Raw genomic sequence first — 24,382 nt, 5'->3', positions numbered from 1 at the left:
CCCCGCTTCCACTCGGTCATCGCGGCACCGTCACAGGCGCCGCATTCTTCCCGAGCGCCACTCCTTGGCACTCGCACGGAACGGTACTCAGCACCGGCCGCCCGGCGCAGCCCCGGGTACGGCCCGGATCAGTGGCCCTCACCACTCCGTGCCGGCCCGCCCGCGGTTTTCCACAGGCGGGCCGCGGGGTTTTCCACAGCGGTTGACACCCGCGGCGGCCCGGGCACACCATTGATGACGCACGGACCGAACGATCGGTCGGGACGTATTCAAGGAGAGCCCGAGGTCAGGGGGACCGCATGGCCACAGCAGCCGCGCACCGCACGGCCCGTACGGAGGCGGACGCCGCACGGACCGCCACCGAGGACACGGCGGAGTACCAGCGCGCCTTCGACGCGGCCGTGGCCGCCGAAGAACGCATCGAACCGCGCGACTGGATGCCCGACGCCTACCGCGCGACCCTGGTCCGGCAGATCGCCCAGCACGCGCACTCCGAGATCATCGGCATGCAGCCGGAGGCCAACTGGATCACCCGCGCGCCCAGCCTGCGCCGCAAGGCGATCCTGATGGCCAAGGTCCAGGACGAGGCCGGCCACGGCCTGTACCTGTACAGCGCGGCCGAAACCCTCGGTACCGGCCGCGACGAGCTGCTCGACAAGCTGCACAGCGGCCGCCAGAAGTACTCCTCGATCTTCAACTACCCCACGCTGACCTGGGCCGACGTCGGCGCGATCGGCTGGCTCGTGGACGGCGCCGCGATCACCAACCAGGTTCCCCTGTGCCGCTGCTCCTACGGGCCCTACGCACGCGCCATGGTGCGGATCTGCAAGGAGGAGTCCTTCCACCAGCGCCAGGGATACGAGCTGCTGCTGGCCCTGAGCAAGGGCACCCCGGAGCAGCACGCGATGGCGCAGGACGCGGTGAACCGCTGGTGGTGGCCCTCGCTGATGATGTTCGGCCCGCCCGACGACGAGTCACAGCACTCCGCGCAGTCGATGGAGTGGAAGATCAAGCGCCACTCGAACGACGAGCTGCGCCAGCGCTTCGTCGACATCTGCGTCCCGCAGGCCGAGTCCCTGGACCTGACCCTCCCCGACCCGGACCTGCGGTGGAACGAGGAGCGGGGACAGCACGACTTCGGCGCGATCGACTGGACGGAGTTCTGGGACGTCCTCAAGGGCAACGGCCCGTGCAACGAGCAGCGGATCACCCAACGCAGGCGCGCACACGACGAGGGCGCGTGGGTGCGGGAGGCGGCCGCGGCCTATGCGGCCAAGCACACCGGGACCGCCGGTGGAACAGGAGAGGCGCGAGCATGACGAACACCGACTGGCCCCTGTGGGAGGTCTTCGTGCGCTCCAGGCGCGGCCTCTCCCACACGCACGCCGGCAGCCTGCACGCACCGGACGCGGAGCTGGCCCTGCGCAACGCCCGCGACCTCTACACCCGGCGCGGCGAAGGCGTCTCGATCTGGGTCGTCCCGGCCTCCGCGATCACCGCGTCCTCGCCCGACGAGAAGGACCCGTTCTTCGAGCCGGCCGCCGACAAGCCCTACCGGCACCCGACCTTCTACGAGATCCCGGAAGGGGTGAAGCACCTGTGACCGCGACCGCCCCCGCGACCGCCGCACTCGCCCTCGGCGACGACGCCCTGGTGCTCTCCCACCGCCTGGGGGAGTGGGCCGGGCACGCCCCCGTCCTGGAGGAGGAGGTCGCCCTCGCCAACATCGCCCTCGACCTGCTCGGCCAGGCCCGGGTGCTGCTGTCCATGGCCGGCGACGAGGACGAGCTGGCCTACCTGCGCGAGGAGCGCGCCTTCCGCAACCTCCAGCTGGTCGAGCAGCCGAACGGCGACTTCGCGCACACCATCGCCCGCCAGCTGTACTTCTCCGTCTACCAGCAGCTGCTCTACACCGAACTGGCCACGGGAGACGGCCCGTTCGCACCGCTGGCCGCGAAGGCCGTCAAGGAGGTCGCCTACCACCGCGACCACGCCGAGCTGTGGACGCTGCGGCTCGGCGACGGCACCGAGGTGAGCAGAGAGCGGATGCAGCGGGCGTGCGAGGCGCTGTGGCGGTTCACCGGGGAGATGTTCCAGCCGGTGGAGGGCCTGGACGCCGACTGGGCGGGCATGGAGGCCCGTTGGCTGCGGTCCGTGACCGACGTGCTCACCCGGGCCACCCTGACCGTGCCCGAGGGGCCGCGCACCGGCGCATGGTCGGCGGGCGCCGGCCGGCAGGGCCTGCACACCGAGTCGTTCGGGCGGATGCTCGCGGAGATGCAGCACCTGCACCGCAGCCACCCGGGGGCGTCATGGTGACGGCCACCGCCCTGGAGGCGGAGCTGCTGGAGCTGGCCGGTTCGGTGCCCGACCCCGAACTGCCCGTGCTCACGCTCCATGAGCTGGGCGTCCTGCGCGCGGTGCACCTCAGCGGCGCGGACACGGTCGAGGTCGATCTGACGCCGACCTACACCGGCTGCCCCGCCATCGAGGCGATGAGCGTGGACATCGAGCGGGTGCTGCGCGCCCACGGCATGCGCGAGGTCACCGTCCGCACGGTGCTCGCCCCCGCCTGGTCCACGGACGACATCACCCCCGAAGGCCGTCGCAAACTCCGGGAGTTCGGCATCGCTCCCCCACGTGTGCGCCACGACTCGGGACCGGTGCCGCTCGCCCTGGGGACGACCCGCACCCTCGCCGAGGACATCGACCCGGTCCGCTGCCCGCTCTGCGGATCCGCGGACACCGAGCTGCTGAGCCGGTTCTCCTCCACCGCGTGCAAGGCGCTCCGCCGCTGCCTGGCCTGCCGTGAACCGTTCGACCACTTCAAGGAGTTGTGATGGCACGTTTCCACCCGCTCCCGGTGGCCGCGGTCGACCGGCTCACCGACGACTCCGTCACCCTCACCTTCACCGTCCCACCCGGGCTGCGCGAGGAGTACCGGCACGCGCCCGGCCAGCACCTCGCCCTGCGGCGGCGCACGGACGGCGAGGAGATCCGGCGGACGTACTCGATCTGCTCCCCGGCCCCGGACCCGGCCGGCGAGGGCCCGGGCACGCTGCGTGTGGGAGTGCGGCTGGTCGAGGGCGGCGTCTTCTCGACGTACGCGCTGAAGGAGGTCAACGTCGGCGACGAGCTGGAGGTGATGACCCCGGCCGGACGCTTCACCCTCCAACCGGCACCGGGAATGTACGCGGCGGTCGTCGGCGGCAGCGGCATCACCCCCGTGCTGTCGATCGTCTCCACGCTGCTGGCACGGGAGCCCGGGGCCCGGTTCTGCCTGATACGCAGCGACCGTACGGCCGCCTCGACGATGTTCCTGGAGGAGGTCGCCGACCTGAAGGACCGCTACCCGGAGCGGCTGCAGCTGGTGACCGTGCTCTCCCGCGAGGAGCAGCAGGCCGGCCTGCCGTCCGGGCGGCTCGACCGGGAGCGGCTCACGGGACTGCTGCCGGCGCTGCTGCCGGTGGACCATGTGGCGGGATGGTTCCTGTGCGGGCCGTTCGGGCTGGTGGAGGGCGCGGAGAAGGCACTGCGCGAGCTGGGCGTGGACCGCGCCCGCATCCACCAGGAGATCTTCCACGTGGACGCGGGGGCGGCCCCGGCGCCCACCGTCCCGGCCCCCGCGCACAGCACCGTCACCGCCCGGCTCGACGGGCGCGGCGGCACCTGGCCGGTCCAGGACGGCGAGTCCCTGCTGGAAACGGTGCTGCGCAACCGGCCGGACGCGCCGTACGCCTGCAAGGGCGGGGTGTGCGGCACCTGCCGGGCCTTCCTGGTCTCCGGCGAGGTGCGCATGGACCGCAATTTCGCGTTGGAGGCGGAGGAGACGGAGGCCGGATATGTGCTGGCCTGCCAGTCCCATCCGGTGACCGAGAAGGTGGAGCTGGACTTCGACCGCTGAGGCGCGACAGCCTCGACGACGACCGCACCCGCCTTCCCCGTTCCCTTCTTCTAGAACCTGTTCTATCTTGACGGCCCGCCAGACGATGCGTCGGATCATCCGCCGGATCACCGGACCCTCCGGGAGGACAGGCCGTGGACTTCACCTTCGACGAGGAGCAGTTGGCGGCGGCCGAGGCGGCACGGGGGGTGTTCGCCGGGGTGGCGCCGGACGCGGTGCCCAGCCCGGCGCTCACCACCGGCGCCGTGGCCGACGGCTTCGACCGGGAGCTGTGGTCCCGGCTGGCCGGCGCGGACCTGCTCAGCCTGCTGCTGGACGAGCAGTACGGCGGGGCGGGCCTGGACGCCGTCGCGCTGTGCCTGGTGCTGCGCGAGTCCGCCCAGGTGCTCGCCCGTGTGCCCCTGCTGGAGCACAGCGCGGCCACGGCGACCGTACAGGCCTACGGCGGCAAGGAGTCGAAGGATCGGCTGCTGGCCCGCGCAGGGCGCGGTGAGCTGGTACTGACCGTCGCCGCGCACGGCCGCACCGGACACGACCCGGCGGAACTCGCCGTCACCGCACGGCGGGACGGGCAGGCCTGGGTGCTGGACGGGGTGCAGACGGCGGTGCCGTGGGCGTACGACGCGGACCTCGTCCTGGTACCGGCCCACATCGAGGGCACGGCCGCCGACCGGACCGTACTCGCGCTGGTTCCCCGACGGCACGACGGGGTGGTGCTGGGCGAGCAGATCTCGACGAGCGGGGAGCGTCTGGCCGAGCTGCGTCTGCGGTCCGCGCGGATCGGGGCGGGCGATGTCATCGAGGCCGAGGGCGCCTGGGAGGGGCTGCACGCGCTGCTGGTCACCGGCATCTGTGCGCTGGCCCTCGGACTGGGCGAGCGCGTACTGAGGATGACCAGCGAGTACACCGGCAAGCGGGAGCAGTTCGGGCATCCGATCGCGACCTTCCAGGCAGTCGCCGTCCAGGCCGCGGACCGGTACATCGACCTGCGTGCCATGGAGGCCACCCTCTGGCAGGCCGCCTGGCGGATCGCCTCGGGAGCGGCGGGGGCACTGCCGGCCGCCGGGGACGTCGCCGTGGCGAAGATCTGGGCGGCGGAAGGCGTGCGTCGCGTCGTGCAGACGGCACAGCATCTGCACGGCGGGTTCGGCGCGGACACCGACTACCCGCTGCACCGCTACCACGCCTGGGCCAAGCACCTGGAGCTGGCGCTCGGCCCGGCGGCGGCATACGAGGAGAGGCTCGGGGACCTGCTGGCGGCACACCCACTCAGCTGACCGGGCCCCGGGCAGAGCTAGACGACCGCGCCCGGCGCTCCGGCGTCGGTGATCACCGGTCGGCCCGCGTCCTCCCAGGCCTGCATGCCGCCGGCCACGTTCGCGGCGTCGATGCCCTGCTGGGCCAGGTACATCGTGACCTGGGCCGAGCGGCCGCCGGAGCGGCAGATCACGTTGACGCGGCCGTCCTGCGGGGCGGCCTCGGTCAGCTCGCCGTACCGGGCCACGAACTCGCTCATCGGGATGTGCAGCGCCCCTGCGGCGTGACCTGCCTCCCACTCCTCGTCCTCACGGACGTCCAGCAGGAAGTCGCCGTCGCTGAGGGCTGAGACCTCGACCGTGGGCACACCAGATCCAAAATGCATGTCTACGACGCTACCCGAAGGGCGAGGTGGTTCACCCCTGGCCCAGCAGGCCCGCCAGCTCGGCTTCGCGCTGCTCGATGTCGGCCCGCAGCCGACCGGCGATCTCTTCGAGCAGGCCGTCCGGGTCGTCCGGGGCCAGGCGAAGCATGCCGGCGATCGCGCCGTCCTCGAGTTCGCGGGCGACCATCGTGAGCAGTTCCTTGCGCTGGGTGAGCCACTCCAGGCGGGCGTACAGCTCCTCGGCGGGGCTCGGGCGCCGCTCGGGCGGCACCGGGCCCGCCGCCCACTCCTCGGCCAGCTCCCCGAGAAGTTTCTCGTCGCCGCGGGCGTAGGCGGCGTTGACGCGGGTGATGAACTCCTCGCGCCGCAGCCGCTCCTCTTCCTCCTGTGCGAGGTCGGGGTGGGCCTTGCGGGCCAGCTCTCGGTAGAGCCGGCGGGCTTCCTCGGTGGGCCGTACCCGCTGCGGGGGCCGCACCGTCTGGTCGGTGAGCATGGCGGCGGCCTCCGGGAACAGGCCGTGGCCGTCCATCCAGCCGTTCAGCAGTTCCTCGACGCCGGGAATCGGGAGGACGCGGGCGCGGGCCTCCTCGGCCCGGCGGATGTCCTCGGGGTCGCCGGTGCGGGCCGCCTTCGCCTCGGCGATCTCCGCATCCAGCTCCTCGATGCGGAAGTAGAGCGGGCCGAGCTTCTGCTCGTGCAGCCGGGAGAAGTTCTCGACCTCGACGCGGAACGTCTCCACGGCGATCTCGTACTCGATCAACGCCTGCTCGGCGGCCCGAACGGCCTGTTCCAGCCGTTCCTCGGGCCGCGGTGCCTGGGACTGCTCAGCTTCCGGGGTCGTCACCCGACCAGCGTAGGCCACGGCAGGACCCCGCCGCCGGAGACGGCACGGCTCAGCCGGGCGGTCCCGCGTCAGGGCAGTCGGCCGGTACCCACTCGGCCTCCAGGTCCCGGCAGGCGACCACGAGCGTGCCGGGCCGGCAGGCCAGCTCGTGGGTGCAGCCGCCGGGGTGCGGGAGGATCTCGTCGAGGATCACGTCCCCGAGCGAGGCCGGGTCGCACACGCCCAGGACGTCCGACTGGAAACGGGAGACTCCGGTGTAGCGGACGAGAAGGTCCTCGTCGTGCTTGAAGCAGTTGTGCCGGAAGCGGATCTCGACGTCCCCGTCCCTGCTGCGGCGCACCTGCGCGGGCCTGAGGTCCTTCACGCAGCGCTTGCCGCCGAAGTCGTAGTGCCCGGGGTCGGTGGCGAACGCACGGGCGCCCGGCGGCAGCTCGGCCGCGAGCGCGGGCAGCCGGTCGAGGTAGGCCCGGGGGTCGGCGAACACCGACTCCTCTCCTTCACCACCGGTCAGCTCGACGTACCTCACCTCAGCGCCCCCTCGGCCCGCGCATTGCCCGCATCCGCCGTCACACGCCCGTCTCGGCCGCGATCCGCCCGGAGCGCACCGCCGCCACCAGCGCCGCGTGATCCGCCTCGGTGCGGTCGGCGTAGGCGACAGCGAAGTCGGCCATAGCCCCGTCCAGCTCATCGTTCTTTCCGCAGTAGCCGGCGATCAGGCGGGGGTCCGCGCTGTGGGCGTGGGCGCGGGCCAGCAGGGCGCCGGTCATCCGGCCGTAGTCGTCGATCTGGTCGGCGGCGAGCGCGGCCGGGTCGACGCTGCCCTTGCGGTTGCGGAACTGGCGCACCTGGAAGGGCCGCCCGTCGACCGTCGTCCAGCCCAGCAGGATGTCGCTGACGACCTGCATCCGCTTCTGGCCGAGGACCACCCGGCGCCCTTCGTGCTCCACCGGCGGAATCTCGAAGCCGGCCGTGGCCAGGTGCGGGACCAGCGCAGACGGACGGGCCTCCTTCACCTGGAGCACCAGCGGCTGCCCGCGGTGGTCCAGGAGCAGCACCACGTACGACCGCGTGCCCACGCTGCCCGTGCCGACCACCCGGAAGGCCACGTCGTGCACCGCGTGCCGGGCCAGCAGCGGCAGCCGGTCCTCGGAGAGCGTCGTCACATACGGCTCGAGTGAGGCGGCCACCGCGGCCGCCTCGGTGTCCGGGATCCGGCGCAGCACGGGCGGCGCGTCGACGAAGCGCCGTCCGCCGTCCTCCGCCTCCTCGGTCGACTTCGCCGCGAACCGGCCGCTGGTGTTGGCCCGCGCCTTCTCCGAGACCCGCTCCAGCGTGCCGAGCAGGTCGTGGGCGTCGGTGTGGGAGACCAGCTCCTCGTCCGCGATCGCGTTCCAGGCGTCCAGCACCGGAAGCCTGGCCAGCAGCCGCATGGTGCGCCGGTAGGCGCCGGCCGTGTCCTGGGCGGCCTTGCGGCAGGTGTCCTCGTCGGCGCCCGCCTCCCGCCCGGCCAGCACCAGCGAGGTGGCGAGCCGCTTCAGGTCCCACTCCCAGGGGCCGTGCACCGTCTCGTCGAAGTCGTTGAGGTCGATGACCAGGCGGCCGCGGGCGTCGCCGTACAGGCCGAAGTTGGCCGCGTGGGCATCACCGCATATCTGGGCACTGATCCTGGTCACGGGGGTACGCGCAAGGTCGTACGCCATCAGTCCGGCCGAGCCGCGCAGGAAGGCGAACGGGGTGGCCGCCATCCGGCCCACCCGTATCGGGGTCAGATCGGGTATGCGGCCGGCGTTGGACTCCTCCACCGCACCGACCGCGTCCGGGCGACAGCCGTCCGGATCGAGGGTTCGGTGCGCGCTGCGCGGCACGCTCGTCCTGAGCGCCTTGCCCTCCTCCTTGGGCGAGCCCTGCGGCTGCCGGTCCGCGAACCCGCGCACCCTGGGCAGTCGGCGCGCCACCGCCCGCTCGGCCGTCTCCGCCACTCCCACACCGGCTTCGGTCATCGCGACCGCCTCCCCCGAAACCCACCGCACCCGCGTTCACCCGCGGATTCGCTCGAACATCAACTCGTGCAGACCGTACAACCGGTGGCCGAAACGTGTCAGACCCTGTGGACAACTCGGCCCCTGTGGAAAACCCTGCCGCCCCCGGCACCGGTACTCCTGGCACCCCACGCGTCCGTCGTCCCCGGCACCGGTACTCCTCGTACCCCACGCGTCTGCCCTCACGCCCGCAGAAACGCCGGCACGGCGAGCACCCGCCGGTGTGTCTCCTCGGCCGGCGGCAGGTCGAGCTGGGTGAGGATGTCCCCGATGTGCCTGCCGACGGCCGCCTCGGAGACCACCAGATGGCGGGCGATCGCCGCGTCCGACCCGCCCTCGACGGCCGGCACCGGTACCCGGGCACACGGAAGCTCCCAGGGCCACGCCACCCGGCCCTGGGAGCTTCCTCGCGAAGAATGGGCTGGTCAGACCCTATGCACAGCCGACGAAGACCGTTTCCCGGGATGACCGCGAGAGGAATCCTCGCCGGCCCTCCCGCGGGGTGACGACGTAGCCGAGCCGAACGTCCCAGTGGCCACCGCGCCAGGTGAGGGCGACCGTGGACAGAGGCGGCACGGTGAGATACCAGAACGCTCTCGCCGGTTCGCCCAGAGCATGGATGAGCGCGGCCCGGACCACGGCGGCTTCGGTGATGGCCACTGCGGCGCCGCTCTCGGGCGCCATGCCGCTCAGCCAGTCCGCTGTCCGGCGGCAGAGCCCGCGTACGGACTCGCCTCCGTGCGGTGCGGCATCCGGGTCGGTGCGCCAGGCGGTGAATCCGTCGGGGTCGGTTGCGGCGATGTCGTCGACCGTGCGACCACACCACTTCCCGAGGTCGAGATCGCGCAGCGCAGGCTCGGGCGCTGCCGCCAGGCCGAGGGCGTCAGCGGTCTGTGCGCAACGGGTCGAGGGCGCCCGGAAGGCCAGCTCGTGGGGAGGGAGCGCGGCTCCCGCGAGGCCTGCCATGCGCAGGCTGCGCTCACTCGGGGGAGCGTCACCGAGGAGTGGATCCAGGGTGGCGTCACCGCCGGGCGCACACAGAAACGTCAGGCGGATCGTCATAGGACCGACCTCCTTCGTGGCCCGGCAGCTCTTGTGCTCCAGGGTCGGTGGCAGCCTCCCGCCGCACCATCCTGCGGCTGTCCGGAAACCACCCCGCCGACCGGCTGACGCAGCCCGGCCACCCGGCCGAACTGGGTCGCAGTGGCCGCGGTGGAGGCCGGCCGGAGTCGTACCGGGGCTCTCACCGGTTCCGCTCGACGGGCAGTTCCAGGCAGAGCTCGTAGCCCCCCTGGGCCGTGGGGCCGGAGGTGACGGTGCCGCCGAGGAGCTCGGCTCGTTGAGCCAGACCGACCAGGCCGTGGTGGGCGCTCGGCAGGGCGAACGCAGGCCGGGTGGGGGCGGTGTTCGTGACGGTGGTGTGGACGGCGCCGTCCCTGTGGTGGATACGGACGGTCGCGGTCGCACCGGGGGCGTGCTTGCGGGCGTTGGTCAACGCTTCCTGGACAGTGCGGTAGACGGCGCGCTGGACCGTGGGCGGAAGCTCGACGGGCAGATCGGTCTCCAGCTTCGCGTCGATGCCGCTGGCCTCGACCAGGCGCTCCAGGTCGGCGAGGGAAGGCTGGGGGGTGAGTTCCGTGGGACTGCTGCCGGAGGCCCGCAGAACACTGACCATGTGCCGCAGTTCGTCCAGGGTCTGCACGCTGAGGCGGCGGATCGTGGCCGCGACCTGTCTCGTCTCGTCGTCCTGGCTCCCCACCTGGAGCGCTCCGGCCTGTACGGCGATGAGGCTGACCTGGTGGGAGACCACGTCGTGCATCTCCCGGGCGAGCTGGGCGCGCTCCTTCGCCAGAACGCTCTGGGCGGTCAGCTCCCGTTCGTACTCGCGGGCCTCGGTGATGTCGGCGAGCCGCAGGGAGAGTTCGCGTCGGGCCTGGACGAGCTGGCCCAGGAAGACGGGGGCGGCCGCGGTGGCGAGGTCGTAGCTGATGCGGAACAGGGTGTTCGTCTGGGCCAGCTCGGTGGCATCCAGGGACGACCACGGCCAGGGCATGAAGTCGCTGACCGCGTACGTCAGGGCACAGCCGGCCAGCAGGAGACGGTGGCGGCTGAGCGAGGAGAGCGTGTACAGCGCGGCCATGGGGGCGACCACCGCGTCGGTGAGCAGGGCGGTGGGGAGCGTGAGGACGAAGGTCGTCAAGGGCAGGTGGCGACGCAGGGTGAGGGCGAGTACGCCCAGCAGCGCGCACGCCATGGCCGGTTTCTCCTCCACGTCGACGTGGATCCATACGTCCGCCAGCGCGGACCCGACGAGGGCGATGTCGAGCAGCAGGGGCCGCAGCCGTCGAGGGCTCATCGAGCGCCCTCGTCCTGGTCCGACGTGAGCAGGCCCGCGCGTTCGGCGATCAGAGCAGCCTGGACGCGGCTGCTGACCTGCAGCTTGCTGAACACGGCGCTGACGTGGCCTTTGACGGTTCCGGTGCTCAGGTGCATCCGTTCGCCGATGTCGGTGTTGGCCAGCCCTTCGGCCATGAGCACGAGGACGGCGCGCTCGCGCGCGGTCAGCCGGGCGGCGAGGCGGACGGCGGGCTCGTGCAGGTCCTTGTCGAGGTAGCCGTCCACCACCAGGCGGGTGACCTTGGACGACAGCACGGTCCCGCCCTCGGCCAACGTGCGCACGAGGTGGGGAAGCTGCTCGGGGTCGGTGTCCTTGAGCAGGAATCCGGCGGCGCCCGAGCGCAGGGCGGTCGCCACGTATTCGTCGGTGTCGAACGTGGTGAGCACGGCGACCACCGGGGCCTGCGGCATGCGGCGCAGGTCGGCCAGGATGGTGAGCCCGTCCACGTCGGGCATCCGGATGTCGAGCAGGACGACATCGGGCAGCAGCTCTCGCACCGCGCGCACGGCCTGGCCGCCGGGTACGGCCGCGATGACCTCGATGTCGTCCGCCGTGTTGAGAATGTGCGTGAAGCCCGTGCGGATCAAGGCTTCGTCATCGACCACCAGCACCCGGATCATGTGCGCTCCGCTCGTCGCATGCCCGTAGTTCGATGCGTACCCCCGCAGAACCCGTCTCCAGGCAGCCGACACGGAATACCCGCCGGTTGGCGGCGCGCACCCAGTCGACCGGCGGGTATCGCCCCAGCCGGTCGGCAGGGATCACCCTGACCGGTCGACAGGGATCATTGCCCCGGCTTCCCGCAACAGGGCGCCGAACGGCCCGGCCGTTGCGAGCCGCAAAGTGGCTGGATCACCGCAGTCGGTTGCCGCTTGTTGCTCAAAGTAATGCCGCAAGCCAACGGCAGGTGACATCATCTGCGGTACTCGCGGCAGCCCTCTCGCTGTAGGCCCGCAGCGAGAGGGCTGGGCGCACACGCCGAGGGGGAGCCCGGCTCGCCCTCTGCTCGCCTGCGACGGTCCTACCTGTCCATGCACGACTTGGGGCCGTTCATGACCTGGTACCACCACAGCTGGCTCGCCGGTTACGCGTTACCGGCCGCCCTCAGCGCCGGCCTTGCGTGGATCGGCTTAGCCCGCCATTCCGTCGGCAGGGGCCGGCTGCTGGGCAGCTGGAGATCTGCCGGCCTGACACTCCTGGTTCTCGCCCTGACAGGCACCGTCGGGATCGCCGCCGGGCTGGCGCTTCCGCACCTGGCGAAGCTGCCTCCGATCGCCGCGGGCCTGGCCACCGGTGTCACGACCATGCCGCGCAAGAGGCAGGACGACACGACTCAGCCCTACGTCAAGTACATGACATTGGGCATTGCCTGGTTCAGGGAACGACTCGAGTACCGCATGCAGCTCGACGCTCGCCGCTGGTGCGACCGGTTCATGGACGGCTTCGAGAAGTCAACACAGCTCCGTGTATTCATGCACGACCTCAAGAACTACCTGCTGGACCGACATCCCACGCTCACCAAGACGGTCACCAACCTCTTCGACGCCGCCGACAAGGCCATGATCAACGCCCTTGAGGTGCAGACGAAGACCGATGAGGCCCGCCGCGAGATCCACATCTCCTGGACGCGGGAGCCGACCGACGAAGAGGTCTATCAGTGCCGCAGTGCTTTCGGTGAAGCCCGCAACCGCTGCGGAGACCTGTTGCTGTACGCCTACCTGCACGGCCGCCGGACGGAACAGGCCGAGCTCGAGACACTGCGCACCAAGGCACTGTCCAACGATGCCTTCCACAGTTCGGCACTGCCTCAGCAACGGCGACGGTTCAGCCTCCGCCGCAACCACCCCTAGGGAATCCGATCCGGCGACGGACGACACCGCCCCGCAACGACCGGAGCGATCGGCCGGACACGCTCATCGATGCGTGGCGATGCTGCTTCCATGCAAAGGCGATGACTCTCCGCTGCTCACAGACGGCCGCTCTGCAGTGTGTGGGAGGCGGGGGGAAAACCTGATCTCCACGTCAGCGCCCAGCGCTTCCGCTGCCGCAGCCAACGTACGCACCGTCAGGTTTGCGTCACCCGACATGATCTGACTGACCCGCCCAGGGCTGACGCCCATGGCCTTGGCAAGGTCCGAACGTGTCTTTCCCAGCCCTGCCAACAAGCCTGCGAGAGAAGCCGTTGCCTGGCGCGCCAACTGTGCACCGGCTAACTCGGCGTTGCTCTCACTACGAGCGAAGAAGCTCATCGTATGACCCCCAACTCATGTGACTGCAGCGGATGTTGCCGCTGCCCCAAGGATGCCACCTTTAGGTCTAGCTAAACACTCAGTTCCCGCAAAAGCTCCGGGTACGGTGGCGCACATCGTTCCGCCTGTGCGCCTCTGACCTGCGACTATGAGCTTCCGGCGGGAGCCGATCCCTGGCTGGTTCAACGTCACCCCAATGGGGGTGTGCGGTCACTCCGACCGGCGGTCCGTAAAGATCTGCACACAGCCCGCTGCCGGGATCACCGACTCCCACGATCCTGCTCGCCTTCCAGTTCGACCCACGTCAACCGTCGCAAGATCAAAAAGCGGCTGGGCACCCTGCCCCTCGGCGGCGAGCGACCCCGTCCGGGCACCGCGCACCCAGGGCGTATAGCGCCCATATGGGGTTGGCTGCATACGTGACCTACCGGCACGAGGCATGCCTGAACACCCTCTGAGGCGGGCGGGGCGCCGCTACCCTTTCGGTGTGACTATTCGCCTGTATGACACCAGCGCCCGGCAGGCCTGTGACTTCACCCCGGTCGTACCGGGCTGTGTCTCGATCTACCTCTGCGGTCTGACGGTGCAGGCAGCCCCGCACATCGGTCATGCGCGGGGCGCGTTGAACTTCGACATCATGCGCCGCTGGTTCGAATACCGCGGCTATGAGGTGACGTTGGTGCGCAATGTCACCGACATCGACGACAAGATCCTCGCGAAGTCGGCCGAGCTGGGCCGCCCCTGGTGGTCCATCGGGTACGAGAACGAACGCAGCGTCAACGCAAGCTACGACGCGCTCGGTGTGCTGCCCCCGGCGTACGAGCCGCGGGCCACCGGCCATGTGCCGGAGATGATCGAGATGATGCGTACGCTCATCGACCGCGGGCATGCCTACGCGGCGGACGGCAACGTCTACTTCGACGTGCGGTCCTTCCCCGGATACCTCGCGCTGTCCAACCAGGAGCTGGAGAACCTCCGCCAGCCCGAGGGCGACGGCGAGACCGGCAAGCGGGACCCGCGCGACTTCGCGATGTGGAAGGCCGCGAAGGAGGGCACGCCGTCCTGGGAGACGCCCTGGGGGCGCGGCCGTCCGGGCTGGCACCTGGAGTGCTCGGCGATGGCGCACAAGTACCTGGGTCCGGCTTTCGACATCCACGGCGGTGGGCTCGATCTCGTGTTCCCGCACCACGAGAACGAGATAGCGCAGTCCAGGAGCTACGGCGACGAGTTCGCCCGCTACTGGCTGCACAACGCCTGGGTGACGATGAGCGGCGAGAAGATGAGCAAGTCGCTGGGGAACTCGGTACTGGTCTCCGAGATACTCAAGCACTGGCGGCCCATCGTGCTGCGCTACTACCTGGGCAGCCCGCACTACCGCTCCACGATCGAGTACAGCGAGGAGTCCCTGCGCGAGGCCGAGTCCGCGTTCGCGCGCATCGAGGGATTCGTGCAGCGCGTGGTGGAAAAGGTGGGAGGGCCGGTGGAGCCCGCCGACGACGTGCTGCCCGCCTTCGCCGAGGCGATGGACGACGACTTCGGCGTCCCACAGGCGCTCGCCGTCGTTCACACCACGGTCCGGCAGGGCAACACCGCGCTGTCCGCCGACGACAAGGAGGCGGCGACGGCGCGCCTCGCCGAGGTGCGGGCGATGCTCCGGGTGCTCGGCCTGGACCCGCTGGACGAGCAGTGGACCGGGGCCGACGACCGGGGCGAGGAGTTGCACGGGGTGATCGACACGCTCGTGCGCCTCGTCCTCGACCAGCGGCAGGCGGCCAGGACACGCAAGGACTACGCCACCGCCGACGCGATCCGTGACCAACTGCAGCAGTCCGGCCTCGTCATCGAGGACGCCCCGGACGGCGCGCGGTGGTCGCTGGGGAGCTGACCGCCGCGGTACCGCACACCCCCACCGTGCCCGCCTGGAGGAACAGGTTCACAGGGACGGCCGCACCTGCTCACGCCGCCCCGGCCCGGCCCGCGCACCGACATCCCGGCCCGGAACCAGGAAAGGTGCCCCGCATCTGCGCCGAAAGCCGCTGATGCGAGGCACCTCTTGGACCTGAGTGACCGACCACGGAGACAAGGCAGTGGCCGCGAGGGGCCGGAGAAGCCTGTCGTCTACTTCTCCGGCCGCTTCGCCAGCCGGGTGAAGTTCTCCTCACCGTGCCCGGAGTCGACGAGATCCTGCAGACGTTCCTCGACCATGGCTGCGACAGGGAGGTCGGGCCACAGCCGCAGAGCGTTGCCGATGTCCTTGCGTGCCAGCCGTGCGCTGAACTGGCGCGGATACAGGTCACTCAACATCTGCTGACCGAACCGCTCCAGCATGCGACTCGAACCCGATGACGCCTTCAGCGCCTCCAGAACGGTCTCAGGCGCGAGTCCCAGCTGCTCCGCCAGATCGAAGCCTTCACCCAGGACCAGCACGTTACCCAGATGGATGACCTGGTTGACCAGCTTCATCGCCTGCCCCTGGCCGAGGCCGCCGGTCCAGAACACGTTGCTGCAGAGGCTTTCGACGAACTCACGGACATCCTCCGTGACGTCGTCCGTGTGCGCTCCGAGGTATCCCGTCAGCCGCCCGTCGCGAGCGAGCTCCACGCTCCCCGACACCGGGCAGTCGACGTATCCGATCCCGCGATCGCGCAACAGCTCGGCCGCTTTCCTGGCCGACAGCGGATCGTGCGAGGAGAAGTCCACTACGCACGACGCGGTCTCGAGGTCCCGAACGACGTCCAGCACCTCGGTGGCCGACGGCAGACAGAGCGCCACGATCGGAAGACCCTGGACCTCCGCCGTGGACCTCGAGCCGCCGGCCTCGACGAACTCGGCGACCTGGCCGCGCTCGCTTCCCGCGCGCACCGTGTAGCCGGACGCGACACCGCGACACGCCATCGGCAGTCCGAAGGCTCCGAGGCCGTACCAGTCGACCTCTCTCATCGGCGCAGGTCTCCGCCACAGTCCTCGACGGCGGGGAAGGAGTCCGACAGAAATACCGTCTGCGCCATCATGCGCAGTCCGGACATCTTCTCCCGGAAGGCCTCAATCGTCTCCTCCGGATGAATCGTGTCGATCACCGCGTTGTCCCCGAAGGAATTGAACTGGTGCGAAGTACCGCGCGGAATCTGCATGTCCACGATCGAGGATTCCGGCACCCAGAAGCTGTACCGGTTACGAGTGCTGTCCGGCATCTTGTCGCACTCCACCTCCAGCTTGAAAGGTGTCACTCCGTCGACATAGGTGTAGTGGAAGGGTGAGAGCGCGGACACACGGATGGTCGTGTCCTCGCCCGTGATCAGCCTCACCATCCGCGCACCTGTGTGGTAGTGCATCCGCGAACAGGCGCCCCGCTCACCGACGTTGAACAGATCCATGACGTAGCGGCTTGCGGAGTAGCCGTCCATGGGTTTGGCCAGCATGTAGACGAGGCCCTCTTCGAAATACTGCGCGCGGATCACGCCGTCGTTGTCCGAAGTCAACGCCGTTTCCGCTGCATGGCCGTTTCGGACGACCTGCGCCATCGCGCTGACCAGGGCGTTCGCGGCTATCGCCGGCAGCGATGCGACCGGCGTGACGATACAGGACCCCGCATCCTCGAACTGGTAGAGGTCATGGACCTCGTTCTCGTCGTCGGGATTGTTCTTCAGAGTTTCGGAAACCATGAGCTCTCCATTTCTAGTACTGATGCAGTCTGAAGATGGCAGGCGCCAAAAGGAGAAGTCAGCGGTGCCCCGCGGAGCGGGGTGCGATGCCGCGGTTCAGAGCGTCTCCCCCTCGACCACGACGGCCGCCTCGACCGCGGCGCGGCGCGTCAGGCACTCCGCCCGGTCCGCACCGGTGATCACCGCGTAACCGACCCGGGAACGGAAGCCGTTCGGTGGCAGCCGGACCTGCCGGCCCTCCGGCACGATGGTCTCGAACCGCTCCAGGCCGGGGAGCCGGCCGGGATCCCTGTCGAGCCGCAGCCGCCGGAACGTCATGTCGTGGGGCGGATAGATCATGTGGACGGCGGCTACCCGGGAACGATCCGCCGCAAGCCGCGGTTCCCGCCCGACAGCGACGTCGGCGGTGGCCGCCGACAGGTCGACGCCGGTGGCCAGCTTGCCGAGGTGGGGAATCAGGTCGCCGCCGAGCCGGACGTTGATCTCGATGATGCGCGGGCCGCGGCTGGTCAGCCGGAACTCGGTGTGAGTGGCCAGGTCGTCCAGTCCGGCCGCTCGGTGCGCCTCGCGCACCAGGCGCAGGGCTTCGTCCATGTCCGGGTGGGGCGCGGCCGGCACGAAGTGACCGACCTCCTCGAAGTACGGCGCGAGCCCCAGGACCTTCTCCGCCACGAACAAGGGGTGGGTGACACCCCGCCAGGTGAGGCAGTCGACACTGAACTCGGGTCCGTCCAGGTACTCCTCGACCAGCACACCGGCAGGTCCGTCGATCTCACTGAACCGGGCCCGGGTGCCGGCCGTCATGGCGTACCCGGCAAGGAGCTGTTCCTTGTCGTCCGCCCGTACGACGCCGATGCTCCCGCCCAGATCGCGGGGTTTGAGCACAACGGGGTAGCCGATGTCCTCGGCGGCGGCAAGAGCCTCCTGTTCGTCGGTCACTACCGCGAACTGCACCGGTCCGATACCGGCCTCGTCGAGGCAGGCCCGCAGTGCCGCCTTGTCCTTGCAACGTCGTACGGCAGCGGGCGCGGCCTGGGGCAGTCCCAGTTCGGCGGCCAGGTCCGCCACCATCTCGACCAGCGCGTCGTCGTAGGTGACAAGCCCGTCGGGCGCCTCCGCACGTGCAATTGCGGAAACGGCGACCGGATCCCGGGGATCGGCCTGACGGAACCGGCTGACGTACGGCTTCTGCCAGGCCAGATCCCTGTCGTCGACGAGGATCAGGTCCACGACCGCACTCATGTCGGCCAGGATGTATTCGCGGAAGGGCCGTCCGGTGCTCGCGATCATCATCAGGCGTTTTCTGGTCATGTGTGTGTCTTTCTCTCCGCCGGGACGTGGCTGTCCTGGCGCAGGGTCCAGGTCGAGTTGCTGCCGGCGTCGGTGACCTCGATGCCCATCCGGGACAGCTGCGAGCGGATGGTGTCGGCCCGTTCCCAGTCCTTGCGGGCGCGTGCGGCGGTGCGGTCGGCGACCAGCCGGTCGATGACGTGCTGCTGCCCGAGGGGCAGTTCACCGGTGAGGGGCTGGTGGGCGAGTTCTGCGGGGTCGAGCGTGGTGAGGCGCAGTCCGAGGAGGGTGTCTGCGGCAGCGAGGACGACGCGCAGGCCGCGGTCGGTGATGTCCGGGATGCGGACGGCCTGCTGGAGTTGGGCCAGCACCTGTGCCGTGTTCAGGTCCGCGCAGATCGCGGTGTCCATGCCGTCGAGGATTCGGCGGGCGGCCGGGTCGTCGGGGGGCAGCAGCCGTCTGGCGTCCTGGTAGGTCTCGATGTGCGGGTGGTGCGTTTCGCTGCGCGGGTGCGGGATGGTGGGCCGGCGCCGGGCCAGCAGTCGGCGCAGCGTGGCCTGGGCGGCGACCACGCCGTCGCGGGTGTAGGCCAGGTCCCGGTGGTAGTGGCCGCGCAGCAGCAGGAGGCGGAACGCCATGGGGTGGAGTCCCGTGGCGGTCAGGTCGCCCAGATGAGGTGCCCGGTGTCTGACCATGGGCTGGTCGGCGGCGGTCAGTGCGCCGTGGTGCAGCCAGTGCCTGACCCATGGGCGTGCGTCGGCGAGGTGGGCCTCGCTCTGCGCGATCTCGTTGACGTGATGCAGGGAGCGGTGGTGCCGGCCCCCGGTGTGGATGTCGAGGTGCGGGCCCAGCAGTGCCATGCTCGCCGCGCTGCAGGGCAGATGGCTGCCCGGCAGGCCGCGGCCCCACGGCGAGTCCCAGCTTCTGCCGGTGCCCGCCGCCTCCGCGTCGGGGCCGGTCAGTCGCCACAGTGCGAAGTCGTTCTTGTTGCGCCGGCCCGGAATGCTCTCCGCCCTCACGCCGTCGCGCTGGGCGTCCAGGTCCATCCCGGCGAGCTCTCCGTAGCCCGGTGAGCGGGAGGTGTCGAAGTACAGGCCCGAGTCGATCCGGTAGGCGTAGCCGCGTCGCTCCAACTCGCCCGCCATGCCGATCATTTCGCCGATGTGCTCCGACGCCCGGGGGTAGTGGGCGGCGGGCAGGACGTTCAGGGCCGCCAGGCTGTCGAGGAACTCCTTGATGTGGAACTCGGGGTCCGTGCCCTCCGGCACTCCGGCCCGGACCACATCGGTGATCATCATGGCCTGCCGGACGGAGTGCCCCTTCCAGCGCAACGCCCGCCGCAGCAGGTCCACGCACACGAAGCCGCGCAGAATGCCCAGGTGGGCGGAGGAGAACGCAACCGGTCCGCAGCTGTACATGCGCACCTGGTCACCCTCGGGTCCGGACGTCTCGAACACCTCGAGCCGGCGGCTCATCGAGTTGTACAGGCGAAGCTCCGCGCCGGTGTTCACGGGCGCTCCCCTTGATTCCTGTCCACCTCTTCGGCGAGCCGCCGCCGGATGATCTTCCCCGTGCTCGTCCTGGGGACCCGGTCGGCGAAGACGATCCGCCGGGGCAGCGCGTTCGCGGAGAAAGCGGTCTTCAGGTGCTGGAAGACCTCGCTCTGACTGCGCTGCGGCGACACCACGACCGCGGTGACGGCCTCCCCGTCCACGGAGTCGGGGACAGCGACGCAGGCGGCGTCCAGCACGCCGTCGAGCCGCAGCAGGGCGCGCTCCATCTCCTCCAGGGAGACTGCCTCGCCCCGCACCTTCGCCATGTTCTTGGTACGGCCGGTGATGACCAGGAGGTTGCCGGGGCTCTCGGCGGACACCACCTCGTAGCCCAGGTCGCCGGAGTGGAACCATCCGCCCCGGAATGCCTCCTCGGTGGCTTCGGGGTTTCCCGCGTACCGGGACATGACGTTGTGGCCGCGCATCCGGATCTCGCCGATCTCGCCGGGCCGGGCCCGGTCGCCGTTGTCCGTGAACACCGCGACCTCGTTGCCGTACACGGCGGTGCCGATGGAAGGAATGTCCGTGTCGAGCATGAGACGCCGGTACTCGTCCTCCGACAGGCCGAGCGGCACCGTGGTGGAGAAGTTGGTCGTCTCGGTCAGCCCGTACCCCTGGACGATCCGGACGCCGAACGTGCGCCGCACCTCGGCACACGTCCCTGCGGACAGCGGCGCGGCTGCGGTCAGGAAGTACTCGAAGCCGGAGGGGAGTTGCGGCTCGCGCCAGGTGTGCAGCAGCGAGTCGAGAACACTGGGCACAGCGCTGGCGAACCGCGGGCGGTACCGCTCGACCAGCCCCGGGTACTGGAAGGGGCTGAACGAACCGGCCAGCACCGTGTGGGCGCCCGAGAACAGCGGGGAGAACAGTGTGGTGTGCACGCCGTTGGCGTGGTGGATCGGCAGGAAACCCAGGATGCGCTCGCCGGGGCGGACCCGGTGGTGGCGCCGGAACGCCTCGGCGTTGGCGGCGCCGTTGCGGTGGGTCTGCGCCACGATCTTGGACGCCGCCGTGGAACCGGACGTGCCGAAGAGCAGCGCGTCGGCGGCAGCCCGCACCTCGGGGTGGTCACGCCCGTCCGTGTCGTCCGGGACGTCCGGCAGCAGGGACGGGTCCGGCACGGTGACGGCGCCCGGCAGCGGATCCCTGTCGAGCAGTACCGCCGGCGGGCACAGCACCGTCACCGCCGACCGACTGCCGCTCTGCTGGAGCGCCCGCTCGGCCGGGTCGCCGGGGTTGAGCAGCAGACAGGCGGCACCCGCGCGCAGGACGCCGAAGAGGGTGGCGATGGAGACCGGCTCGTTGAGCGGCATGAGCGCGACCACGTCGCCAGGGGCGATCGCGAGCTCACGCCGCAGCCAACGGGCCAGCCGGGCGCTCCATGCGTCGAGCAGCCCGAAGGTCAGTACGGTCTCGGTGCCGTCGGCGGCGACGGAGGTCAGATAGGGCGCGTCGGGCATGTCTCGGACGCGGGCCGCCAGCGCCGCCAGCACGGTGGAGTGGCTGCCGGTGTACTGGGCCGAGGGCATGCCCCGGTAGGTGTGAACGGCCGCGTGATCCTGCTCGGCGCCGGTCATGCGTCTTCCCGACGCCCGGGCTCGACCGCGCCGTCGTCGGTGAGGCCGCGGACGGCGGCAGCCACCGTGCGCACGGACACGAACGTGTCGTGCGTGATCAGACCGGAGGGGAAACGGACGCCGAAGGTCCGCTCGATGTCCATGATCAGTGCGGCGATGGTCAGCGAGTCCACGCCGCGGTCCGTCAGCGGGGTGTCGAGGTTCGCGGACTCCTCCGCGTCTCCCGCCTTGAGGCGCCGGATGACCAGCTCCTCGACCGCCTGCGTCACGTCGTTCATCCGCGCGCTCTCTTCCTCTCTCGGGATACCTGTCTGTGTCTGCGCGAAGTGGGCGGGCCCCGCGACTCCTGCCGGAGCCGCCGGGCATGGTCGCGGCATCGCCCACTCCCCGCCGTACGAAGGCTGCTTCAGCTGCCGCCGGACCGTCCGGGTCCTCGATGGCCGGTACGCCAGGGCTCGATTCCCGTCGCAGGCCCGTCGGAGGGGGGCACGTCAGCCATGGGTGCGCCCTCGCGAGTGCCGAAGACCGTTCGACTGCGGATCCGATGCGGTCGAACGTGTGGTGCTCCGGACGCGGTTCTGGCGGGTCGCCAGCCGGTCGAGGGCCACGGAGAGTTCCTCCCACCGGCGGGCGCTGGTGATGCGCACGGTGCCGCCCGACAGGCCGAAGGTCAGCAGGCCCGGGAAGACGGACACGCCCGTCTCCCGGAGCAGATCACGGAAGCAGAGGTAGGAGTCGGCGTAGTCGTCGAAGTTCAGGGCCAGGTTGATGGAGTACGCGGCGGGCATGACCGAGACGCCCGGCAGATCGAGGCCGCCGGTCACCGCGTCGCGCAGCGCCATCAGGGACTCCTGCCGGGCCAGCCGGTCGGACCGGTAGGCGCGGTAGGCGGCGGCCAGGGCGCGCGGCTGGACACCGTAGCCCGGCTCGAACTCACCGCACTGCTCCGTGCCCGGCTCCTCGACTCCCGTGACGATCCATCGTTCCATCCGCGCCAGCACCTCGACGAGGGTGTAGAAGAACGAAGGCGGTCCGCCGAAGGTCGTGGACGCGTACTCGTAGTACTCGTCGACGAAGGCGCGGTCGGCGATGATCCAGCCCACCTTGAGGCCGGGGGCTGACCAGTTCTTCGACAGGCTGCTCACCCTGATGACATTGGGTGCCGCGCGCAGTTTGGACAGGGAGACCGGCCGGCCGAGCCACTCGTGGCACTCGTCCAGCACGATGGCCGTGTTCGGAGACGCCGCCTGGATCAGCTCGTCGAGCTCCTCCTCGGGGACCAGCGCGCCGGTCGGGTTCGCCGCGGTCTGCAGCAGCACCAGCGGGGTGTCCGGGCGCAGTTGGTCGATCAGCGGGCGCAGCGACGTCGTGCCGTCCCGGGCGGGCAGTGGCACCAACTTCGTGTCGGCGCGTCGGGCCACGGACTCGACGAGCGGAGGGTAGTTGGGCAGGGCGCACAGGGCGGGCGCGGTGCCGGTGCCGCCGAGCAGCAGGAAGTCGGCGAGGCTGCTGATGGCGAAGGTCGCGCCCATCGTGAGAGCGATGTTCTCCGCCCCGTACGCGGAAAAGCCCATCCGAGCCGACTCGTACCTGGCGACCGCCTCGCGCGACGCCTCCCGACCGCGGGAATCGGAGTAGCCGTACCAGTCACGTGTCAGTGCGTAGCTGACGCACTCCTTGAGGACCCCGGGCAGCCCCCACGCCTCCTCGTCCACGGCGCCGCCGGAGAGGATCACATCGGCAGTGGGGCGCAGATCGCCGTAGAGGTCGTCGCGGAAGTAGTAGTTGAACATCTCCTTGACGAAACGGACCGTGGCCCGCGAGGACAGTATCTCCTCGCTGCCGAACGGGCGGCGCACCGTCGATTCCCGCCAGCGGGAGGCGAGTTCGGGCCGTGTGCTGTGCCGGCCGAGCTCGGCCTCCATCCGGCCGAGGTACAGGTCGCGCAGTTCCATGGGGTCCGCCGGATCGGCGGCCCGCCGGAAGATCTCGGCCATCCGGTCGTCCGGCGAGGGGTCCATGACCACCTCCGCGGACGGCAGAACGGTGCCCGCTCCGCGGGCGATCTCCTCGGGCACCGCGAGAGGTGCGCCGGTCGCCATGCCGGAGAACAACCCCGATCCCGTGGTCATCGCTCCCCCGTGTGCCGTGCGGTCCTGATCCGGAGCCGCTTCAGGTGGCGGCGGGATCCGGGCTGGTGGGCCGCGCCGGACGTGCGGCCGTGGAAGAAGTAGGTGTTGTCGATGGCGGCGACGGTGCCGTGCGCCCAGTGGACGGCCCGCGCCGGCTCATGCGCGTACATGGCGGCGAGCAGGGCGCGGAAGGCGTCGTTCACATCGGACTCGGTGGCCCCACGGGCGTCGCTGACCCAGTGCAGCGCCGCGGTACCGAAGTCGCGGAACGAAAAGACGGGCCTGCCGTCGACCTCGCGCAGCACGGTGGGTACGGACTGGTCGGTGCGATAGCGGGTGACGCGCAGGATGTCGCGCTCTGCCGGGGTCAACGCCTCGTGCACTTCGGCCATCGGCACCAGCACGGTCTGCGCCGGGACGAGTTCACGGCCGTCCGCGGTGACGGCGGGCTTTCCGGGGTCGCAGCACATCAGCACGATGTACCGGGGCTGTCCGGCGACCGGACGGCCGCTTCCCTCCGAGTGCAGGGTCAGTGCCCCGGTCGCGAAGGGCTGCAGCGACGCGTCGTCGGTCTCGGGGTGGACACTGACCAGATTGAGCAGGACCTCCTGGGACACATGGTCCTGCACCGCCGGGTCCGTCTCCGGTATCAGCTCCCCCAGGGTCTTGCCGAGGGCGATGAAGTCGTCGTCCACGGGCGTGGTGTCGAGAGCGCCGAGGAAGAGGCCGTCCGAGTCCAGTTGGCGGACGGTGTCGGCGACCACTTCGCCCGGCGGCACCGGGGGCACCGTCTCGCGCGGCGAGGGCAGCCGTCGGCCGCTGTCCAGCAGGGAGCTGCGCAGGGCGACATGGGGATCCGAGTCCCGTTCGACAAAGGCGCCTTGCACCATCACTCCAGGTTCCCGCCGGGCACCGGCGCGTGGCCGCAGCCCGGTACCGTCAGGCCGGCCCGGCAGTCGGTGGCGACCCCGACGATGCGGCGGCTCACGCCTGCGGCCCACCGGATGCGACTACACACGTAATCAAAAAATTCCCTGTCGTTTAGGGAGTCTGAACGAGTCACAGGAAAGCCTCCACAGCCTCGAAAACGAA

General features: G+C 70.4%; 24 protein-coding genes and 1 pseudogene. 8 read left to right on the top strand and 17 right to left on the bottom strand.

Going from position 1 to position 24,382, the window contains the following annotated elements; all coding sequences use genetic code 11:
• The first annotated feature begins 299 nt into the window (after nt 1–299).
• The 6 genes from paaA to ABZ471_RS04690 all read left to right on the top strand — a co-directional run bounded on the left by paaA (nt 300) and on the right by ABZ471_RS04690 (nt 5,181).
• On the top strand, nt 300–1,319 hold the full coding sequence (gene paaA, locus ABZ471_RS04715; RefSeq protein ID WP_359062399.1) for a 1,2-phenylacetyl-CoA epoxidase subunit PaaA: 1,020 nt from the start codon (nt 300–302) through the stop codon (nt 1,317–1,319).
• Nucleotides 1,316–1,603 carry a 1,2-phenylacetyl-CoA epoxidase subunit PaaB gene (gene paaB / locus ABZ471_RS04710; RefSeq protein ID WP_359062396.1) on the top strand — a complete coding sequence of 96 codons (288 nt, stop codon included), beginning with the start codon at nt 1,316–1,318 and terminating at the stop codon, nt 1,601–1,603. The genes paaA and paaB overlap by 4 nt, the downstream gene beginning before the upstream one ends.
• Nucleotides 1,600–2,319, top strand: coding sequence for a 1,2-phenylacetyl-CoA epoxidase subunit PaaC (paaC, locus tag ABZ471_RS04705; RefSeq protein WP_359062395.1), 720 nt, complete (start codon nt 1,600–1,602; stop codon nt 2,317–2,319). The genes paaB and paaC overlap by 4 nt, the downstream gene beginning before the upstream one ends.
• Complete coding sequence (gene paaD / locus ABZ471_RS04700; RefSeq protein WP_359062392.1) at nt 2,313–2,840, top strand: 1,2-phenylacetyl-CoA epoxidase subunit PaaD; 528 nt, start codon at nt 2,313–2,315, stop codon at nt 2,838–2,840. Before paaC ends, paaD begins: the two co-directional genes overlap by 7 nt.
• Nucleotides 2,840–3,904, top strand: a complete 1,065-nt coding sequence (locus ABZ471_RS04695) for a 2Fe-2S iron-sulfur cluster-binding protein (RefSeq protein WP_359062390.1) — start codon at nt 2,840–2,842, stop codon at nt 3,902–3,904. Before paaD ends, ABZ471_RS04695 begins: the two co-directional genes overlap by 1 nt.
• Nucleotides 3,905–4,038: 134 nt before the next feature.
• The gene (locus ABZ471_RS04690) at nt 4,039–5,181 is read left to right on the top strand and encodes an acyl-CoA dehydrogenase family protein (protein ID WP_359062388.1); all 1,143 of its coding nucleotides are present in this window, start codon (nt 4,039–4,041) and stop codon (nt 5,179–5,181) included.
• A 17-nt stretch (nt 5,182–5,198) separates the two neighbouring features.
• Here the strand turns inward: ABZ471_RS04690 and ABZ471_RS04685 are convergent, their stop codons facing one another.
• The 8 genes and pseudogenes from ABZ471_RS04685 to ABZ471_RS04650 form a co-directional block, all read right to left on the bottom strand.
• Complete coding sequence (locus tag ABZ471_RS04685; protein WP_359062386.1) at nt 5,199–5,546, bottom strand: rhodanese-like domain-containing protein; 348 nt, start codon at nt 5,544–5,546, stop codon at nt 5,199–5,201.
• Nucleotides 5,547–5,577: 31 nt separating this feature from the next.
• Nucleotides 5,578–6,390: a hypothetical protein gene (locus tag ABZ471_RS04680; RefSeq protein ID WP_359062384.1), complete on the bottom strand. Its 813-nt coding sequence runs from the start codon at nt 6,388–6,390 to the stop codon at nt 5,578–5,580.
• Nucleotides 6,391–6,439: 49 nt separating this feature from the next.
• Complete coding sequence (locus ABZ471_RS04675) at nt 6,440–6,916, bottom strand: hypothetical protein (protein WP_359062382.1); 477 nt, start codon at nt 6,914–6,916, stop codon at nt 6,440–6,442.
• Between the two features lie 40 nt (nt 6,917–6,956).
• Complete coding sequence (locus tag ABZ471_RS04670; RefSeq protein WP_359062380.1) at nt 6,957–8,390, bottom strand: DUF2252 domain-containing protein; 1,434 nt, start codon at nt 8,388–8,390, stop codon at nt 6,957–6,959.
• A 221-nt stretch (nt 8,391–8,611) separates the two neighbouring features.
• A pseudogene (locus tag ABZ471_RS04665) lies at nt 8,612–8,767 on the bottom strand (DNA-binding response regulator); the annotation flags it as partial.
• Between the two features lie 94 nt (nt 8,768–8,861).
• Nucleotides 8,862–9,491 carry a histidine phosphatase family protein gene (locus ABZ471_RS04660; RefSeq protein WP_359062378.1) on the bottom strand — a complete coding sequence of 210 codons (630 nt, stop codon included), beginning with the start codon at nt 9,489–9,491 and terminating at the stop codon, nt 8,862–8,864.
• A gap of 181 nt (nt 9,492–9,672) precedes the next feature.
• Nucleotides 9,673–10,785, bottom strand: coding sequence for a histidine kinase (locus ABZ471_RS04655; RefSeq protein WP_359062376.1), 1,113 nt, complete (start codon nt 10,783–10,785; stop codon nt 9,673–9,675).
• Complete coding sequence (locus ABZ471_RS04650) at nt 10,782–11,447, bottom strand: response regulator transcription factor (protein ID WP_359062374.1); 666 nt, start codon at nt 11,445–11,447, stop codon at nt 10,782–10,784. The genes ABZ471_RS04655 and ABZ471_RS04650 overlap by 4 nt, the downstream gene beginning before the upstream one ends.
• A gap of 432 nt (nt 11,448–11,879) precedes the next feature.
• Between ABZ471_RS04650 and ABZ471_RS04645 the strand changes: the two genes are divergently transcribed.
• Nucleotides 11,880–12,677, top strand: a complete 798-nt coding sequence (locus ABZ471_RS04645; protein WP_359062372.1) for a hypothetical protein — start codon at nt 11,880–11,882, stop codon at nt 12,675–12,677.
• A 63-nt stretch (nt 12,678–12,740) separates the two neighbouring features.
• On the opposite strand, the gene ABZ471_RS04640 is transcribed toward ABZ471_RS04645, so the two are convergent.
• Nucleotides 12,741–13,076, bottom strand: a complete 336-nt coding sequence (locus ABZ471_RS04640) for a helix-turn-helix transcriptional regulator (protein ID WP_359062370.1) — start codon at nt 13,074–13,076, stop codon at nt 12,741–12,743.
• 487 nt (nt 13,077–13,563) lie between these two features.
• On the opposite strand from ABZ471_RS04640, the gene cysS reads away from it, so the two are divergent.
• Nucleotides 13,564–14,961 (top strand): cysteine--tRNA ligase, encoded by a 1,398-nt coding sequence (gene cysS, locus ABZ471_RS04635; RefSeq protein ID WP_359062368.1) that lies wholly within the window; start codon nt 13,564–13,566, stop codon nt 14,959–14,961.
• A gap of 233 nt (nt 14,962–15,194) precedes the next feature.
• Here cysS and ABZ471_RS04630 read toward each other — a convergent pair whose 3' ends face one another.
• The 8 genes from ABZ471_RS04630 to ABZ471_RS04595 form a co-directional block, all read right to left on the bottom strand.
• A complete protein-coding gene (locus ABZ471_RS04630) occupies nt 15,195–16,016 on the bottom strand; it encodes an NAD(P)-dependent oxidoreductase (protein WP_359062366.1) in 822 nt (273 codons plus the stop codon).
• Nucleotides 16,013–16,738: a hypothetical protein gene (locus tag ABZ471_RS04625; protein ID WP_359062364.1), complete on the bottom strand. Its 726-nt coding sequence runs from the start codon at nt 16,736–16,738 to the stop codon at nt 16,013–16,015. Before ABZ471_RS04625 ends, ABZ471_RS04630 begins: the two co-directional genes overlap by 4 nt.
• Before the next feature lie 96 nt (nt 16,739–16,834).
• Nucleotides 16,835–18,049 carry an ATP-grasp domain-containing protein gene (locus tag ABZ471_RS04620; RefSeq protein ID WP_359062362.1) on the bottom strand — a complete coding sequence of 405 codons (1,215 nt, stop codon included), beginning with the start codon at nt 18,047–18,049 and terminating at the stop codon, nt 16,835–16,837.
• The gene (locus ABZ471_RS04615) at nt 18,046–19,539 is read right to left on the bottom strand and encodes a hypothetical protein (RefSeq protein ID WP_359062360.1); all 1,494 of its coding nucleotides are present in this window, start codon (nt 19,537–19,539) and stop codon (nt 18,046–18,048) included. Before ABZ471_RS04615 ends, ABZ471_RS04620 begins: the two co-directional genes overlap by 4 nt.
• Nucleotides 19,536–21,158, bottom strand: coding sequence for a class I adenylate-forming enzyme family protein (locus ABZ471_RS04610; protein WP_359062358.1), 1,623 nt, complete (start codon nt 21,156–21,158; stop codon nt 19,536–19,538). Before ABZ471_RS04610 ends, ABZ471_RS04615 begins: the two co-directional genes overlap by 4 nt.
• A complete protein-coding gene (locus tag ABZ471_RS04605) occupies nt 21,155–21,436 on the bottom strand; it encodes an acyl carrier protein (protein WP_359062356.1) in 282 nt (93 codons plus the stop codon). Before ABZ471_RS04605 ends, ABZ471_RS04610 begins: the two co-directional genes overlap by 4 nt.
• 213 nt (nt 21,437–21,649) lie before the next feature.
• Entirely contained in the window at nt 21,650–23,290 is a 1,641-nt protein-coding gene (locus tag ABZ471_RS04600; protein WP_359062354.1) for a pyridoxal phosphate-dependent aminotransferase, read from the bottom strand.
• Nucleotides 23,287–24,180, bottom strand: coding sequence for a TauD/TfdA family dioxygenase (locus tag ABZ471_RS04595; RefSeq protein WP_359062352.1), 894 nt, complete (start codon nt 24,178–24,180; stop codon nt 23,287–23,289). Before ABZ471_RS04595 ends, ABZ471_RS04600 begins: the two co-directional genes overlap by 4 nt.
• Between the last annotated feature and the right edge of the window lie 202 nt (nt 24,181–24,382).

Origin of the sequence: Streptomyces sp. NPDC005728, assembly GCF_040630895.1 — a bacterium.
In the GTDB taxonomy this organism is placed as follows: Bacteria; Actinomycetota; Actinomycetes; order Streptomycetales; family Streptomycetaceae; genus Streptomyces.
Note: the sequence above shows the minus strand (reverse complement) of the source record. Positions and strands in the feature narration are given on the sequence as shown.

Coding starts and splice junctions, on each gene's coding strand:
- ABZ471_RS04650 (WP_359062374.1), bottom strand. CDS start 11,447: ATGATCCGGGTGCTGGTGGTCGATGACGAAGCCTTGATCCGCACGGGC.
- ABZ471_RS04630 (WP_359062366.1), bottom strand. CDS start 16,016: ATGAGAGAGGTCGACTGGTACGGCCTCGGAGCCTTCGGACTGCCGATG.
- ABZ471_RS04695 (WP_359062390.1), top strand. CDS start 2,840: ATGGCACGTTTCCACCCGCTCCCGGTGGCCGCGGTCGACCGGCTCACC.
- ABZ471_RS04625 (WP_359062364.1), bottom strand. CDS start 16,738: ATGGTTTCCGAAACTCTGAAGAACAATCCCGACGACGAGAACGAGGTC.
- paaB (WP_359062396.1), top strand. CDS start 1,316: ATGACGAACACCGACTGGCCCCTGTGGGAGGTCTTCGTGCGCTCCAGG.
- ABZ471_RS04620 (WP_359062362.1), bottom strand. CDS start 18,049: ATGACCAGAAAACGCCTGATGATGATCGCGAGCACCGGACGGCCCTTC.
- ABZ471_RS04610 (WP_359062358.1), bottom strand. CDS start 21,158: ATGACCGGCGCCGAGCAGGATCACGCGGCCGTTCACACCTACCGGGGC.
- ABZ471_RS04685 (WP_359062386.1), bottom strand. CDS start 5,546: ATGCATTTTGGATCTGGTGTGCCCACGGTCGAGGTCTCAGCCCTCAGC.
- ABZ471_RS04605 (WP_359062356.1), bottom strand. CDS start 21,436: ATGAACGACGTGACGCAGGCGGTCGAGGAGCTGGTCATCCGGCGCCTC.
- paaD (WP_359062392.1), top strand. CDS start 2,313: ATGGTGACGGCCACCGCCCTGGAGGCGGAGCTGCTGGAGCTGGCCGGT.
- ABZ471_RS04660 (WP_359062378.1), bottom strand. CDS start 9,491: ATGACGATCCGCCTGACGTTTCTGTGTGCGCCCGGCGGTGACGCCACC.
- ABZ471_RS04600 (WP_359062354.1), bottom strand. CDS start 23,290: ATGACCACGGGATCGGGGTTGTTCTCCGGCATGGCGACCGGCGCACCT.
- ABZ471_RS04655 (WP_359062376.1), bottom strand. CDS start 10,785: ATGAGCCCTCGACGGCTGCGGCCCCTGCTGCTCGACATCGCCCTCGTC.
- ABZ471_RS04670 (WP_359062380.1), bottom strand. CDS start 8,390: ATGACCGAAGCCGGTGTGGGAGTGGCGGAGACGGCCGAGCGGGCGGTG.
- paaA (WP_359062399.1), top strand. CDS start 300: ATGGCCACAGCAGCCGCGCACCGCACGGCCCGTACGGAGGCGGACGCC.
- ABZ471_RS04595 (WP_359062352.1), bottom strand. CDS start 24,180: ATGGTGCAAGGCGCCTTTGTCGAACGGGACTCGGATCCCCATGTCGCC.
- ABZ471_RS04640 (WP_359062370.1), bottom strand. CDS start 13,076: ATGAGCTTCTTCGCTCGTAGTGAGAGCAACGCCGAGTTAGCCGGTGCA.
- ABZ471_RS04645 (WP_359062372.1), top strand. CDS start 11,880: ATGACCTGGTACCACCACAGCTGGCTCGCCGGTTACGCGTTACCGGCC.